Annotated in this window: 17 protein-coding genes and 1 pseudogene; 13 read left to right on the plus strand and 5 right to left on the minus strand. The window is 54.8% G+C overall.

Annotated features, from left to right (window positions below; genetic code table 11):
- Both AC2FLZ_RS15245 and AC2FLZ_RS15250 read right to left on the minus strand, forming a co-directional pair.
- Positions 1 to 240: pseudogene (locus AC2FLZ_RS15245) on the minus strand (hypothetical protein); the annotation flags it as partial.
- A 115-nt stretch (positions 241 to 355) separates the two neighbouring features.
- Positions 356 to 592 carry a DUF6429 family protein gene (locus AC2FLZ_RS15250; RefSeq protein ID WP_496845511.1) on the minus strand — a complete coding sequence of 79 codons (237 nt, stop codon included), beginning with the start codon at positions 590 to 592 and terminating at the stop codon, positions 356 to 358.
- A 211-nt stretch (positions 593 to 803) separates the two neighbouring features.
- Between AC2FLZ_RS15250 and AC2FLZ_RS15255 the strand changes: the two genes are divergently transcribed.
- The gene (locus tag AC2FLZ_RS15255) at positions 804 to 1,055 is read left to right on the plus strand and encodes a WGR domain-containing protein (RefSeq protein WP_496816647.1); all 252 of its coding nucleotides are present in this window, start codon (positions 804 to 806) and stop codon (positions 1,053 to 1,055) included.
- A gap of 138 nt (positions 1,056 to 1,193) precedes the next feature.
- Here AC2FLZ_RS15255 and AC2FLZ_RS15260 read toward each other — a convergent pair whose 3' ends face one another.
- Positions 1,194 to 1,502, minus strand: a complete 309-nt coding sequence (locus tag AC2FLZ_RS15260; RefSeq protein WP_170424915.1) for a hypothetical protein — start codon at positions 1,500 to 1,502, stop codon at positions 1,194 to 1,196.
- Between the two features lie 595 nt (positions 1,503 to 2,097).
- On the opposite strand from AC2FLZ_RS15260, the gene AC2FLZ_RS15265 reads away from it, so the two are divergent.
- From AC2FLZ_RS15265 to AC2FLZ_RS15310, 10 genes are all read left to right on the plus strand, one after another.
- Positions 2,098 to 3,444 (plus strand): DUF3560 domain-containing protein, encoded by a 1,347-nt coding sequence (locus AC2FLZ_RS15265; protein ID WP_496816645.1) that lies wholly within the window; start codon positions 2,098 to 2,100, stop codon positions 3,442 to 3,444.
- The gene (locus AC2FLZ_RS15270; RefSeq protein ID WP_271952857.1) at positions 3,441 to 3,749 is read left to right on the plus strand and encodes a hypothetical protein; all 309 of its coding nucleotides are present in this window, start codon (positions 3,441 to 3,443) and stop codon (positions 3,747 to 3,749) included. Before AC2FLZ_RS15265 ends, AC2FLZ_RS15270 begins: the two co-directional genes overlap by 4 nt.
- Positions 3,746 to 4,354, plus strand: coding sequence for a hypothetical protein (locus tag AC2FLZ_RS15275; protein WP_496816644.1), 609 nt, complete (start codon positions 3,746 to 3,748; stop codon positions 4,352 to 4,354). Before AC2FLZ_RS15270 ends, AC2FLZ_RS15275 begins: the two co-directional genes overlap by 4 nt.
- Positions 4,355 to 4,364: 10 nt before the next feature.
- Positions 4,365 to 4,559, plus strand: coding sequence for a hypothetical protein (locus tag AC2FLZ_RS15280; RefSeq protein ID WP_480791293.1), 195 nt, complete (start codon positions 4,365 to 4,367; stop codon positions 4,557 to 4,559).
- A 112-nt stretch (positions 4,560 to 4,671) separates the two neighbouring features.
- Positions 4,672 to 4,947, plus strand: coding sequence for a BrnT family toxin (locus tag AC2FLZ_RS15285; protein ID WP_480791294.1), 276 nt, complete (start codon positions 4,672 to 4,674; stop codon positions 4,945 to 4,947).
- Complete coding sequence (locus AC2FLZ_RS15290; RefSeq protein ID WP_480796364.1) at positions 4,904 to 5,158, plus strand: BrnA antitoxin family protein; 255 nt, start codon at positions 4,904 to 4,906, stop codon at positions 5,156 to 5,158. Before AC2FLZ_RS15285 ends, AC2FLZ_RS15290 begins: the two co-directional genes overlap by 44 nt.
- Positions 5,159 to 5,781: 623 nt before the next feature.
- A complete protein-coding gene (locus AC2FLZ_RS15295; RefSeq protein WP_267367431.1) occupies positions 5,782 to 5,943 on the plus strand; it encodes a hypothetical protein in 162 nt (53 codons plus the stop codon).
- Between the two features lie 534 nt (positions 5,944 to 6,477).
- Positions 6,478 to 8,925, plus strand: a complete 2,448-nt coding sequence (locus AC2FLZ_RS15300) for a heavy metal translocating P-type ATPase (RefSeq protein WP_496816749.1) — start codon at positions 6,478 to 6,480, stop codon at positions 8,923 to 8,925.
- Between the two features lie 154 nt (positions 8,926 to 9,079).
- The gene (locus AC2FLZ_RS15305) at positions 9,080 to 9,502 is read left to right on the plus strand and encodes a TRAP transporter small permease subunit (protein WP_253283351.1); all 423 of its coding nucleotides are present in this window, start codon (positions 9,080 to 9,082) and stop codon (positions 9,500 to 9,502) included.
- Positions 9,492 to 10,859: a TRAP transporter large permease subunit gene (locus AC2FLZ_RS15310; protein ID WP_170635070.1), complete on the plus strand. Its 1,368-nt coding sequence runs from the start codon at positions 9,492 to 9,494 to the stop codon at positions 10,857 to 10,859. The genes AC2FLZ_RS15305 and AC2FLZ_RS15310 overlap by 11 nt, the downstream gene beginning before the upstream one ends.
- Before the next feature lie 116 nt (positions 10,860 to 10,975).
- On the opposite strand, the gene lspA is transcribed toward AC2FLZ_RS15310, so the two are convergent.
- Positions 10,976 to 11,464 (minus strand): signal peptidase II, encoded by a 489-nt coding sequence (gene lspA, locus AC2FLZ_RS15315; protein ID WP_170635071.1) that lies wholly within the window; start codon positions 11,462 to 11,464, stop codon positions 10,976 to 10,978.
- A gap of 5 nt (positions 11,465 to 11,469) precedes the next feature.
- Complete coding sequence (locus tag AC2FLZ_RS15320; protein WP_371807778.1) at positions 11,470 to 11,865, minus strand: DUF411 domain-containing protein; 396 nt, start codon at positions 11,863 to 11,865, stop codon at positions 11,470 to 11,472.
- A gap of 302 nt (positions 11,866 to 12,167) precedes the next feature.
- Here AC2FLZ_RS15320 and AC2FLZ_RS15325 point away from each other — a divergent pair, with 302 nt between their 5' ends.
- Complete coding sequence (locus AC2FLZ_RS15325) at positions 12,168 to 12,596, plus strand: MerR family transcriptional regulator (protein ID WP_170635073.1); 429 nt, start codon at positions 12,168 to 12,170, stop codon at positions 12,594 to 12,596.
- Between the two features lie 133 nt (positions 12,597 to 12,729).
- Positions 12,730 to 13,629 carry a cation diffusion facilitator family transporter gene (locus tag AC2FLZ_RS15330; protein ID WP_371807779.1) on the plus strand — a complete coding sequence of 300 codons (900 nt, stop codon included), beginning with the start codon at positions 12,730 to 12,732 and terminating at the stop codon, positions 13,627 to 13,629.
- Positions 13,630 to 13,664: the final 35 nt, after the last annotated feature.

A 13,664-nucleotide genomic window follows, 5' to 3' on the forward strand; every position in this document is an offset into this window, starting at 1 on the left:
ATCTACAGCGTTTTCGGCGTCCGGTCCGAATGTCCTGCCCAGCAAGTCTTCCAGGCCACCGCCCCACAGAACCATTGGCCAATCCTCGCCCAGCAGGTCGCCCAGATCCTCGAAATCGAGATCAAAGGCTTCGAGACTTGGCAGAAAATGCTCGTCCAACACACCCGCGAGCCGCTCGTGCCAAATCTCGTCACGGGTGATAAACCGAATGAACCCACCAAGATCGTTCCCCGTTGTCATTTTCAGCTTCTCCCTGTTCACCGCACAGAGGCGATCTAGCGCAGATTGCAACCGCCAGCCAGACCACAAGCTTGTGCCGAACTGCGTTACATAGAGGGTCTCGTCACGGCGAAGGCTATGTCTTTGGCTCCCGCCCAAAAAGCTCTGTGAAAAGTTCTTTGGATCGGTGCAGGCCTTGATCGGTCAACACTACCGACTTTGCCTTTCCAACCGGATCCAGGATCAACCCCTTCCGGTGCAGGCGGTCAAGCGCGTCCCAGTCAAAGCCTTTCCATGCGCGGCGCTCGTCATGCAGCGTCAACCAGAGCAGCGCCAGGACTGCCTCATCCACTTTGTTTTCATCTACGTCCATAACCACAGCGGACGCGACAAGGGGCGGGTTCGTCAACCCTGATCCGGTGCCTGGAGGGCATGCAAATACCTTCAACTCGCATATGGTGCAACCAGATTGATGAGGCCGGGTGAAACCCGTGCCACCTCACATCATGGGTATGAATCGCTCTCGGCGAATAGATATCGCAATGTCATTGGACAGCTGGGCTGTGCCAAGCAATACTGGGAGCATGGAGCTGACAGACACCACACCTGTCCACCTGATCCATGTGGACCCGGACGTCAACATGGCACGGTTCTACGGAATAGAGTTGCAGTCGACCCTATTCGGGGAAGTGTCCGTTCTTCGCACCTGGGGACGTATTGGCACAAACGGGCAAGCCATGATGGTTACGTATGATGACGAAGCCCAGGCTGCTGATGCGCTTCATAAACTTGAAAAACAAAAACGTCGCCGAGGCTATGTTCCGGTCGGAGCATAGCCGTTTAATCCCATGGTTGGATGATGCGGCCATATTCAATGGAATGGTGTGCAGCGAGGCATGTATGAAAGCACCGCATCGGAGGTTCTTCCAACAGGGCAATACAACGCTAAAGATGCCAATCCAGCGTAAAATTGTTCAGGGCTTGTTGCTGTCGATCCAGCGGGACATCAGAGTGCGATCCCGAAAGCACTCGTCCGGAACAGGACTGCGCTTGATCCGGGCGATGCGTTCCGCAAATGCCACCTGCTTCGAGCTTGGCCTTGTATCGCGAACGCGAGGTGCTGATCTCTGCGTGTCGATCCATTGGCTCATCGCGCGCCGATCTTGCTGGATTTCCCAGGGCAAAACGACGTTTTGTTGCTCTGCCAACTTGCGTGCATAAGCAAGTTGCTTTGCCGTTGCTGGCAGTGCTGTCTGTGTCTCTGAAATGGCAGTTTCGGACATAAGTTTTTCCCCTTGGCAGCTTAGCAAAAGAATAGAACAAAAGGGGTACCAAAGCAAGCATATTGTGGGTGCTTAACGTAAGTATACTAAATATAGTGTTTCCGTCGAGGCAGGATAACACGCGTGCTTTTGTTTTCTGACAAGACCACGCAAACGGTGAATTGAGACCCGCGCGCGGCGCGCGGTTCACATTGATCAATTGACAGGGCAGGGGATCGACGCGCTAAAGCGCGCTCACCCCGGCCCTGGCATTGTCCAATAGTGGGTCTGCTGTGACCGGCAGGCCGGTCCCATCATCCCGATCCGCCCGCATCCTGTGTCGGGCCGGTCAAGGGGCAAACGCCGCGCGGTGCGCGTCGTCTCCATGTCAAAAAAACCGGTTCCTCCCACGCGCAAGCGCGCGGTTCCCTCCCATTTTTTCGCCACTCCGACCCCGTGACAGTCCCGCCCCAGGCCACAGGCAGGGCTTTGCCCTTCCTGTTCTGCCAGCCGAAAGACACGGGGTCTTTCAGCTAACAGATCAGAAGGCCGCGCCCATTAGCGGATAGCCGGGAAACATCGGCAACCGCATCACCACGATAAGGAGACGCCACGAATGGCTGATTTTGATATTAATATCACTGCAACTTACTCCCCCGAGGACAACAAAATCCGTTTGTATGCCTCGGAGCGGTTGGACGCCGACACATACGAGCGCGTCAAAGCCGCAGGCTTCAAGTGGGCACCTAAACAGGAATTGTTCGTTGCCCCCATGTGGACCGTTGCCCGCGAAAACCTTGCGCTTGAATTGGCAGGCGAGATTGAACCCGAAGAAACCACAATGGCCGAACGGGCGCAGATCAAAGCGGATCGCCTGGACGGGATCGCACAGAAACGCGCCGAACAGGCAAACGCATTTCACCGGGCCGCTGACGAACTGTCCCGCGCATTCGAATTTGGTCAGCCTTTCCTTGTCGGGCATCACTCCGAGCGCAAAGCCCGCAAGACTCAAGAGCGGATGCACAACGCAATGGACAAAGCCGTTAAAGCTCATGGCGCTATCGGTTATTGGCAATATCGCGCGGTAGGTGTCGAGCGTCATGCAAACCGGAAGAATGACCCCAAGGTGCGCGCGCGCCGGATCAAGAAACTACTGGCCGAGCTGCGCGACCTTCAGCGCCGGTTGAACGCTGCGCATAAAGCCTTGGCAATGTGGGAGAGCGCGACCACTGACAAGCAAATCAGCTTCATTCTGGGCCGCAGCACTTCGGTGCCTTATGGTCTCTATTCGGCAGTCGCAGACGGCAAGACCACACCGGTAGAGGCCCGCGCGCAGTGCATCGAGGCTGCAAAACGCACTATCGAGAATGACAACCTGTCCCGCTGGATCACTCACACCTTGAACCGCCTTTCATATGAACGCGAAATGCTGGGCGATGTGCCACGTTTTGAAGGTGAGATTACGCCGACCCTGTTGCAAATGTTTGTCCGCGAACATGGCGCAGACAAACCAAAGGGGAAAAAGGTCGATGACGATCTGTTTTCTGTGGAATGTGACGCCCCGTTGCCCGCTCATGTGGCCGATGGCAGCACCGTCGAGCTATCCGCCGACGAGTGGCGCGACTTGATGCAGTCTTGCGGGTACGTGCCGCCCGAAAAGAAACCGGCAAAACCGCCTATTCTGAATTTCAAAGCGCAGAGCGGCAAATTTTTGGTTCGCAACCCGTGGAATAGAACAGTCGAGTTTGTTCCACAGGTGGAAATGACCAAAGCGGAATTTGCCAAAACTGGCACCGATTACAGGGGGACGCGGCTTTCAGCTTGTGGCGCTTTCCGGGTGCGGATCGCACCGAACCCGAACCACGAAGGGCCGCGTTTCTCGGCTGGGTGGGCTGCTATCCTGATCACCGATCAAAAGCAGCATGACGCCCCTGCAGATTTTGACGAGGAAATTGCACAATGACCCGTCATTGGGAAACCCACCTTTACACCTACGCTGTCGCGCTCACTCAGGGCGCGGCAATCCTGCCCGAGAATTTGCAGGGGATGCGGCAAAAGGCAATCAGCCACGGTCACACGGAGGGAGAATGCCAGATCGTTGAAGCCGACCCGATGGAATACGTTCAGGAGGGTTTTTCGCGCCTGTCCGTTCTGGGCAAGGCGGTCACAATGCGCCGTTTGATGGAGACCGGAATCGAGGCAAACACGGCGCAACGGATAGTCAACCAAGCCACGAACGCCCTTGAAGTTGAAAGGCTAGGACGATGACTCAGAAACGGCCAAGCATCTACTACCGCCCGAACAGGCCCCTAACCATTCCGGTTAGGGTGCGGCATGACGCGCCCCAACTGGACGAGCTGAAGGCCCCCGAGGTTATCGCCGTTGACAAGTTCACCGAATGCCACGTGACGCCCTATCCTGTAGCCGCGCGGATGGTTGGTTATCTCGGGCCGCAAGGTGACTATCTGACATTGGAGCCAAGCGCCGGGACCGGCCAGCTCGCAAAGGCGCTGATTGCATCAGGTCACAGCACTTGCGAATTGACTATGATCGAGCGCCACAACACGCTTGCGGCAAAACTGCGCGCCATTGGCCCCACGATCAACCGTTGTTTTCTTGAGTATGCGGAGGAAGTCAGAGGCCGCGCGCAGTTTCCCCGTATCATCATGAACCCGCCTTTTAAGCAGGTACGCGCCCACATCGAGGCGGCTTTGTCCCTGCTAGGGCAGGGTGGGCATGACGAACCGGCAACCCTTGTTGCCCTGGTCCCTGTCACATTCCACCACGACGAGGCCGAAGAACTCGAAACCTTGCCGCCAAACACTTTTTCGACGGCCAGCGTTCACACGAAAATCATCAGAATCCGCCGCTGAGGGAAAGCCGATGTCTACAAAACCAATTGTCAGGATCGCTTGCGATGCAATTCAGTTTTTCGAAATCGACTTGCCGGATGGAACGGACCCGGAAACCTACGCCGATTCAGACGAAGCCCGTGCCCATTTTGCCGATCTGGTTTCGTCTGGCTTCATAGACTTTCAGCTTGTCCGCCGGTTCGACAATGACGGAAAGGAAGTCTAACAGTGTTTTGCGCGTTGCGACCGCGACGCGCAATCCTCTGAAACCCATCAATTAGGCTATTTTTGTAGTAACAAATATTGCGCCTTGAACCTATTTAGTGTAGTAACAATATATGAAGATCGAATATGACCCAGCAAAACGCCAGACGACCCTTGAAACTCGCGGTTTGGATATGGCGCAAGCCGGGGAAGTATTTGAGGACGCACATATAACGGTTGAAGATGACCGCCGCGACTATGGCGAAACACGCAACATCACCATCGGGTTCTTAGGTGGTCGAATGGTTGTTGTGGCTTGGACGCCGCGCGGCACGTCGCATCGAATTATCAGCATGAGGAAAGCCAATGAACGAGAGCAAAAAGCATACAGCCCCGTACTTGGGCGATGAAGCTGACGACGATCTGCCGGACCTGTCGCAACCCTATTGGACTGAAAAGTTAGCCAGGGCCCCGGTTTCACGCGGCAGGCCCAAAGCCGAAGTTACCAAGGTTTCTACAACCATCCGTTTGGACCCTGAAGTATTGGAGGCGTTCAAAGCCGATGGCAAAGGCTGGCAAAGCCGAATGAATGAAGCACTGCGAAAGGCGGCGGGTCTGTGATGACCCGGCTTTATCATCGGGTCTATCTGGCGGGTTACAGTGGTTGGATAATGCACCGGCCACTTCGCCGCGTTTTCGCCCGGTCCCAAGGTCATCGGGCATGGCTCAGCGGTCGCGATGGCTGCTTTATTGAGGCCGGCACGCATTACGGCCCAGCAAACCCCTATCCAAGCTAACCAGCTCAATCGGTTTTGGTGTCCCGTCGAACCGGGGCCATTTGCCCCGATCAGCCAGGACCGCGCGCTACCCGCGCGCGGGGCCGCCATCGCGGCCGGAGCGGATCGCCTTTAACCTCTGCAGAACCCGTGCTAACTTCACTACGCCAACGGCAATCGGCAAAAACGCTCTTATGAGCCAGTCGGCCCGATCGTTGCCGCGAGTCTGGGCCGACTGCCATTCCCTCAACCCCCTGATTTCTACACTCAGCCCCAGGTCGCACCCTCCATTGCGAACCTCTGTTTTTCGCGCGCCTGTCTTAGATCTGTCCCGATGAAAATAAGCGGCCAAGATACACGCCGCGCAGACCAGTAAACACCAAGCCCTTCGGGGCGCGTGCCGCGCGTGTTGACTGGTCTGCTTTCCCGGCGTGTTCGGGTGCCGCGAATTTTCAACAGGAGACAGACATGAAATACATTCGCAAAAAATCAAAACAGCTTCGCAGGCTGGCAGCTCGTCGCCTTAGAGCAGTGAGAAAACAGCTTCAGAAGATCGACTTGAGCCTCAGCATCGAGGTCAACTTGATCGTCATCAAGATCACATTCACGGCCAAACGCCGGGAGCCATAGTTCCGGACAAATCCCGCGCCTATGGGCGCGTGACCGCGTGCTACTCGGACGCCGGCACACCGGCCTCCGACCCGAACCAATCACGTCCTTTCTCCCTTCGGCCTGGTGCGGTGAATCTGTCTCGTCCCGAGCCAGCTTAACCGCGGCCAAATGGTCGCCAGGACATGCTTGTTTCGGCCCAAAGGGTAACGCCCGCTTTTGCAAGTGATGCGCGCACTAACGATTTTCCTTTTTGGCACTGGGATTTTCCTTTGAGGCAGAACCGGACCTTAGTGCAGCGTGCAGAAAAGGGCAGGAGAGAGCCCATAACGGTGCAAGAAAATTTTGCTGCGAGTGCATGCAGAGCGCTTACCTGCTGCACCGCCAAATGGTACTCGCTGCTTGGCAGAATGATATGCGGCCGTTCAGAAAACACGCGGCGATAGTTCGACCGACATGCCGGGGAAACCGACAAGGCTCCAACGCGATGTAGTCACGTCAATCTCAGTTTTAGCGCATGCGCATACTCGATAACCGGCATTTTTACCTAAACCTATGCAACGGTTTAGAGGCGGCGTCACCAAAAAGCTATTTGGCAATAAATGTGTTGAACCTCTAGTAGCTATAGAAGTTAGTCTGCGCAAAATTAATCGAATAGTGAGGCGAATCATGCCTGTTGAGAAGTGTATCAGTGGATCGGAACGCAGCCAAAACCAGACGCAAAGTAGTGGTGCGTGTGGTAGTTCTTGTGGCGAAGCGATAGCGACGCCGGGCGCATCCGAAGCAGGGCGAAGCTTTCGCGTGACAGGTCTTGATTGCGCAGAAGAAGTTGCGATCCTGAGTCGTGTCGTCGGTCCCGGAGTTGGAGGCGCAGAACATCTGGCCTTTGATGTTTTGAATGGCAGGATGATTTTGCGCGAGAGCGCGCAACTGGTGTCGGATGAGACAGTCATTCGACTTGTTGGCTCTACCGGCATGAGCGCCAAGCCCTGGGACGCTGAGACAGCCGAGGCAGATCAGGCATCGCATTTCAGGCAGCAACGATTGTTCACAGGGCTGAGCGGTTGTTTCTGGGCCGCCGGGCTTACATATCACGTGATCGAAACAGGGGCGGGAGGTGCAATCAGTTTGTTCTCCGGCCATGGCGACACACAGATGCCAGTGATCGAAGTTTCCGCATTCCTTATAGCGATCATTTTGGGGGTTTGGTTGGTTGCGCCAAAAGCATGGTCTTCGTTGCGACGGTTTTCTCCAGACATGAACCTTCTCATGATCATTGCTGTTGCTGGCGCAATTGCTATCGGAGAGTTTTTCGAGGCCGCGACAGTCGCATTCTTCTTCGCGCTTTCCCTGACCTTGGAAAGTTGGAGCGTCGGAAGAGCGCGTAACGCAGTTTCCGCCTTGCTTAATCTCGCACCGCCCACAGCCAGAGTGATCCGGGAGGATGGTCGTGAGAATGACATAGCTGCGGCAGATGTGTCCGTTGGAGATAAGTTTGTCGTGCGGGGCGGTGACCGCATCGCCCTGGACGGCGAAGTTATTGATGGCCGTGGCGAGGTTGATCAAGCGCCCATTACAGGCGAAAGCGCACTTGTGCCGAAAGAAACCGGCGACGAGGTTTATGCAGGTACAATCAATGGCGATGGAACTCTCATCGTCCGCGCCACGAAGCCTTCTTCAGATACTGTCCTATCTAAGATCATCCGCATGGTCGGAGATGCCCATTCGCGGCGCGCGGAGGTGGAGCAGTGGGTGACAAAGTTTGCCCGCATCTACACCCCGATTGTTATGATTTTGGCGTTTCTGATCGCTGTGATTCCGCCTCTTCTTACAGGCGGTGCTTGGAACTACTGGTTTTATAATGCGCTTGTGTTGCTGGTCATTGCCTGCCCTTGCGCTCTAGTGATCTCGACACCGGTTTCAATAGTCGCAGCACTCGCATCCTCTGCTCGACACGGCGTACTCATTAAAGGTGGAGCCTATGTCGAAGCCCCGTCGCAAATGACCGCTTTGGCTATGGATAAAACAGGGACCATTACAGAAGGCAAACCTGAAGTCACAAACCTCCGGCCACTAGGCAAAACCACGAAAGCTGAACTGTTGCAGGCAGCGGTGGCATTGGAAGCCCGTTCCTCGCATCCACTTGCACGAGCCATTTTGGAGCGTGCAGCGTCTGACGGGATTGATCCCGTCGCAGCGGAAAATACGAAAACCGTCCCCGGTCGTGGGGTCGAAGGAGAGTGGCAGGGACAGGAAATCTGGTTGGGTTCGGACAGGTTTTCTGCGGAGAAAGGGCTTCAAGAAACCATTCCCTGTGACTTGCTGCATCAGATTCAATCGGCAGGTAGCACAATGGTCGTGGTGGGCACGTCTGATCGATTGCTTGGCGTAATCGAATTGCGGGATAAGATCCGTGCGAATGCAAAGGGCATTGTTGCCCGGCTGCATGCCCAAGGTGTGACGAAGATCATCATGCTGACCGGTGACAATGAGCGCACCGCCCGTGCGATCGCAGCTGAAGTTGGAATTGATGAGGTCCGCTCAGAACTTCTGCCCGAAGACAAAGTTACCGCAATCGAGGAACTGACAGCCAATCATGACGTGGTTGCGATGATCGGTGACGGCGTCAACGATGCTCCGGCAATGGCTCGGGCGCACTTTGCAATTGCAATGGGCGCGGTTGGTTCGGACGCCGCCATTGAGACGGCGGATATTGCGTTGATGACCGACGACATCGGAAAAGTTCCCTGGCTTGTTACCCATTCGCACAGAACGATGGGAATTATCCGCCAGAACATCGGCTTGTCGCTTGCGACCAAGGCGTTGTTTGTCGGGCTGACTGCCTTTGGCATGGCCTCTATGTGGGGAGCGATTGCCGCAGATGTAGGCGTATCTCTTTTGGTCGTCACCAACGCACTACGACTATTGAAAGCCCGAAAAGATGAGGAACTGGAACTGCATGGTGACCGCAAGGCAGGCGCCCGCAGTGCTGTCACAGCGTAAACCTGTAGACAATGAGTAGGGGCGCATAGAACGCCCGGGGAAAAAGGGGAACGACTTGGGATTGTTGAGTTGGCTTGACCGTTGCATTCGGGTTGTCGGTGTCCTTGCGTCATGGACGACTGTAATTCTGATAGCCGCCTACAGCGCGCTTCAGATGCTAGATCGTAAGCTTCAATTGGGTGTCTCAGGCTATTTGCCAGACCTTTCCACTTCTTTGTTGTTCATCCTGATATTTATGACCTTCGGCTATACCTACCTACGCGATGGTCACGTCCGGGTAGACGTCTTCCGACGCCACTGGTCGGCGCGCAGAATTGCGTGGATTGAGTTAATTGGATGCCTCTTTGTGATTTTGCCGCTTGGCGTGATCCTGACCTACTATGGTTGGGACGGGCTGATGCGCACGACGAAATACGCCGATACCCAGGTCTGGGCTCGGCGTGCCGCAGGGTTCGTTGGTCCGATACTACTTGCGCTGGCCGGATTTATCGTTGCCGCTCGCAACATTGCGTTTCTCGCGGGTAGACGTCCAAACGGTGCGCCCGAGACCGCCAGGGGCTTGCACGATGGCGAGTGAGATTCTGACCATCGCGATGCTGTTGACCATGGCTATTGGCGTTTTCAGCGGGTTCCCGGTGGCGCTAATTCTGGCTGGCACAGGCTTCCTGGGATTTGCAGCAGCGGCATGGTCGGGGATGACAGATTTCCAACACCTGGGCCTGATCTATTTTCGGGTCAGGGGTGTGCTAACAAATGAAGGCGTTCAGTTTACCAGTGTTCCGCTCTTGATTTTTCTGGGGCTGATCCTGAACGCCAGCGGTATTGCCGAAACCATGTTTCGCTTGTTGGGGCGGGTCTTGTCAGGTGTCCCCGGACGCTATGCGATCGCGACACTCCTGATTGGTCTCGTTCTTGCCCCTGCGGCCGGGGTGATCGGTGCGTCGGTCGTTACCGTGGCCCTCGTTGCATATGCACCTATGTTGGCGTCTGGGTACGCGCCTCGAACTGCCGGAGCGGCTGTGGCAGCCTCCGGCGCGCTCGGCGTGGTTTTTCCACCGGCAGTGCTGCTCTTTTTCGTGGCGAACCTGTTCCAGTTGCGGATCGGGTTGATGTATGTGGCTTTGATTGTACCGGTATTCCTGATGGTGACCGCGTTCTCGCTGTTTTTCGCAACGACACTCTGGAAAAAAGTGGAAACGCCCGTAGCAGTCTCCGATGGAAAGATTTGGGCCGATGTCGCATCAGTCATTGCTGCTGTTGTCGTGATTGCGTCAATCCCGTTGAGCATCATTACAGGTCTTGCCACTCTTTCCGAAGCCGCAGGAGTTGGGGTGTTCGGCGCGCTTGTTGTCGCGCTGTTCCGTCGGCGGTTGTCGTTCTCAATGTTCAATTCGGTGACGGTTCAGACCAGCACGATGACGTCAATGGTGTTCTTCATCGTCGTTGGCGCAACGGTATTCTCACTCAGCTTCAATTTGGTCGGCGGACCCGACGTGATTTTCAATTGGATATCAGGCTTCGATCTCACCCGGTGGGAAATGCTCGCGATATTGCTGGGCGTCGTCATTGTTCTTGGGTTTGTCTTTGACTGGATCGAAGTTCTGCTGGTCTTTGTGCCGATACTGATGCCGATTTTCGCGCAACTCGATTTTGCCGACCATGTGGGCTCCGCTTATTTTGCAAAGATGTGGTTGGCGGGTCTGATTGCGCTGTCGTTGCAAACTTCGTTCCTGACACCACCATTTGGTTATGCGCTTTTCTTTGCGAAGATGGCCGCACCGAAAGGCGTAAGTCTTGCTGACATCTACCGTGGGGCCGTTCCCTTGGTCGTCATGGAAGTCCTTCTGATTGCGACTTTGATCTGGTTTCCTGAACTCATCACATGGCTCCCTGAAAAGGCACTGAGCGCTGCTGATACTCCACTTTTTGATTGAGCTGACCTAGCTTTAACCGCGCTGGTCCCCGGCAGCAGAAAAGCTTCTTGGCTCGGCAATCCTCCAAAAAGCTTGGTGTCTGAACAATCTGATCCGGGTATTTTCAATGGAAGCCGCTACGCCGGGTTGCGAACCTGGTGGAAGATCAACAGGGATACACCGCACAAAACCGCTACATCGGCCAGATTGAAAGACGGCCAGTGGTAATTTCCGATATAAAAGTCTAAGAAATCCGTAACACCACCGTGTCGGACACGATCTGCGATATTGCCCAATGCGCCCCCTAAAATCAGGCCGCACCCAACGACTTCAACCTTGTGGTTTGACCTAAGCATTACGCTCGAAATCCACAAACAAATCAGCACAGCGAGAACAGTCAATACCCACCACGGCATGCCACTAAGTAGCCCGAAGGTGACCCCTTCGTTGCGCGTGAACACCAAGTTGAAGCCGGGCACAACCGGCAAAGCGGCAGACAGGCGGTGCGCGTTTTCTAGCACTGCTTCCTTGGATGCCTGATCTGCCATCAATGCGACGATGACTGCCAAACATCCTAAGAGGGCCTTGTTGGAAAAAAACAAGGACAACTTCAATCTTCCGACCATTGGGATCAACTCGCGGGGTATGAGTTATAGACTTCCAAGCTTCCGTCCTTGCCGATCAGCATGACGTCATATGGTTCACGACGACTTCCAAAGTCCATACCGGGCGATCCTAACGGCATTTTTGGCACGGCAAGACCTACCGCATCAGGACGTTCTTCAAGCAAGCGGCGAATATCAGCCGCCGGTACATGGCCTTCAATGATATAGCCGTCGACTTGTGCCGTGTGGCACGAGACCATTCGTTGAGGTACGCCGTTGTCGAGCTTGAACCGAACCAGTAGCCCACCGAACATGTCCTCGCTGGTGGTAGCAAAGCCGCTTTCTCGCAGATGCTCGATCCATGCAAGGCAACATCCACAACCCCTGGTTTTTATCACATGAATTGACGAGGCGCTGGCCATGCTCGCGGACGCGATCAACGCGCAGATCAGTGGTAACAGCAGTGATGTGCTTTTTCTGGGGTGCATGGGTAAATTCCGTCTTGTTCGCGACCATGGGTTTTCTGTCAGGGCGTATCAATTGTGAATTGACAGAGGTGCTTGATATTGGTGGCCCAAAATGATCTCTACATGCTCTAGTAGGCATAGGTTCAAGCAAAATCTTCGCAGATAAGGATGCGAAGGTATTTTTCCAGAGTAAGCCGCGAAGGCTTGTCGCCTGAAGGCTTCATTTCTATAGTTGCTGAAGGTTTAGGGGGCATTGAATGCTATCAATTGGAGCGCTTGCGCGTCGTACCGGAACAAATGTTCAAACAATCCGCTACTACGAACAGATTGGGATCATGCCTGAACCCGGGCGTAGCAGTGGTGGCCAGAGGCGTTATGGGAACGAAGCGGTTGACCGCCTGTCATTTGTTAGGCACGCACGCCAGCTTGGATTTCCGTTGGGCGCAATACGGGAGTTGCTAGAGCTTTCCGACCAACCGCATCTGACCTGCTCGAATGTTGACCACATCGCACGGAGGCAACTGAAACATGTTGAATCCCGCATACGCCGTTTGAAGTCCCTACGTAGCGAGCTTCGACGCATGATTGCAGAGTGCAGTGGCGATAGCGTCGCTGAGTGCCGCATTCTTGAGGTTCTAAGAGATCACTCCGAATGCCTGACAGATCATGGGAACGAGAAGGTGTAGCAAAGTGTCAGAATCCAGAAGAAATGCGCCCATCACGAGAAATCTTACTTGAAGCTATAGCCGCTATAGGAATTACACTCACGTCGTAGAGCGTCCGAGGCCCATCGGAGCAAAGCGTGCGGAGTGAGGCACTATTCCTGACGATGTAACACAAAAAAATGATGGACGTCGCCTCGCTGGCACCGCGGCTTGGATACGGGCGTTGCTTTCGGTTGTTCAGATCGTCGGAGGTTTTGTTTCTGGAAGTACGGCCCTCGTAGCCAATGCACTGAATGGTCTCGCTGAGATGACGTCTCATCTGATTGTACTGGCCGGGCGCAGGCTTGCGCGCCACCCGCCTACGAAGGAGATATCTTTCAGCTATGGGCGAATTGAGACAGTCGCTGCCCTGGTCAGCTGCTCAGTGACACCTGTCATCGGGCTGTTCTTAGTCTACTTCAGTCTTGTTCGGATGATTGAACCCGCTCCGACCAACGGACGCATCGTCGTGGTAGTTGCAGCTATCGTGCTGCTGGCTAACGCGATTGTAGACTGGCTGACCAGGATGTCTGGGACAGGCAGCGCCACGGCGCGCTCGATTTCTTCCCGCGAACTGAGTTCTGCGCTTTCAACCTTTGCAGTCGTAAGTGGGGGCGCGCTGCTGATGCTATATGACATTCGTTGGTTTGACCCTTTTGTTGCCATTGTCATCGCTTCAAGGGTCGTGTGGGCCTCAGTTAGGGAGGTTGCTAGAACACTCCGCTTTTCGACGTTGGAGGGTCGTCCAAAAGTCGATGCAGAGGAAATAATTCAACAGATTAAATCTGTTGACGAAGTAGAAAGCGTTCACCATGCGCATTTCTGGCTGCTGGACCCACAAAGCGTAGCTCTCGATGCCCACATAGTCGTTTCAACGACATGCTGGCAAAATGCTGAGGCGGTTAGAGATCGGATCGAAGCAATGCTCATTCGCAAGTTTGGCATCGCGCATTCGACGCTCGAACTGGAAACTCCAAACAGAGAGTTAGATGAGTGCCACGCCTACGGAATGTAAGGACGACGGTATTGTACAATGAATGAGCAAGATGG

The organism is Ruegeria sp. YKSF131 (assembly GCF_059612645.1).

Excerpts from the sequence above, each read along its gene's own strand:
- AC2FLZ_RS15260 (WP_170424915.1), bottom strand. The coding sequence starts at position 1,502 with ATGTCCGAAACTGCCATTTCAGAGACACAGACAGCACTGCCAGCAACG.
- AC2FLZ_RS15290 (WP_480796364.1), top strand. The coding sequence starts at position 4,904 with ATGAACGAGAGCAAAAAGCATACAGCCCCGTACTTGGGCGATGAAGCT.
- AC2FLZ_RS15320 (WP_371807778.1), bottom strand. The coding sequence starts at position 11,865 with ATGGCCAGCGCCTCGTCAATTCATGTGATAAAAACCAGGGGTTGTGGA.
- AC2FLZ_RS15270 (WP_271952857.1), top strand. The coding sequence starts at position 3,441 with ATGACCCGTCATTGGGAAACCCACCTTTACACCTACGCTGTCGCGCTC.
- AC2FLZ_RS15250 (WP_496845511.1), bottom strand. The coding sequence starts at position 592 with ATGGACGTAGATGAAAACAAAGTGGATGAGGCAGTCCTGGCGCTGCTC.
- AC2FLZ_RS15280 (WP_480791293.1), top strand. The coding sequence starts at position 4,365 with ATGTCTACAAAACCAATTGTCAGGATCGCTTGCGATGCAATTCAGTTT.
- AC2FLZ_RS15285 (WP_480791294.1), top strand. The coding sequence starts at position 4,672 with ATGAAGATCGAATATGACCCAGCAAAACGCCAGACGACCCTTGAAACT.
- AC2FLZ_RS15300 (WP_496816749.1), top strand. The coding sequence starts at position 6,478 with ATGCAACGGTTTAGAGGCGGCGTCACCAAAAAGCTATTTGGCAATAAA.
- AC2FLZ_RS15310 (WP_170635070.1), top strand. The coding sequence starts at position 9,492 with ATGGCGAGTGAGATTCTGACCATCGCGATGCTGTTGACCATGGCTATT.
- AC2FLZ_RS15305 (WP_253283351.1), top strand. The coding sequence starts at position 9,080 with ATGCTAGATCGTAAGCTTCAATTGGGTGTCTCAGGCTATTTGCCAGAC.
- AC2FLZ_RS15275 (WP_496816644.1), top strand. The coding sequence starts at position 3,746 with ATGACTCAGAAACGGCCAAGCATCTACTACCGCCCGAACAGGCCCCTA.
- AC2FLZ_RS15255 (WP_496816647.1), top strand. The coding sequence starts at position 804 with ATGGAGCTGACAGACACCACACCTGTCCACCTGATCCATGTGGACCCG.
- lspA (WP_170635071.1), bottom strand. The coding sequence starts at position 11,464 with ATGGTCGGAAGATTGAAGTTGTCCTTGTTTTTTTCCAACAAGGCCCTC.
- AC2FLZ_RS15325 (WP_170635073.1), top strand. The coding sequence starts at position 12,168 with ATGCTATCAATTGGAGCGCTTGCGCGTCGTACCGGAACAAATGTTCAA.
- AC2FLZ_RS15265 (WP_496816645.1), top strand. The coding sequence starts at position 2,098 with ATGGCTGATTTTGATATTAATATCACTGCAACTTACTCCCCCGAGGAC.
- AC2FLZ_RS15295 (WP_267367431.1), top strand. The coding sequence starts at position 5,782 with ATGAAATACATTCGCAAAAAATCAAAACAGCTTCGCAGGCTGGCAGCT.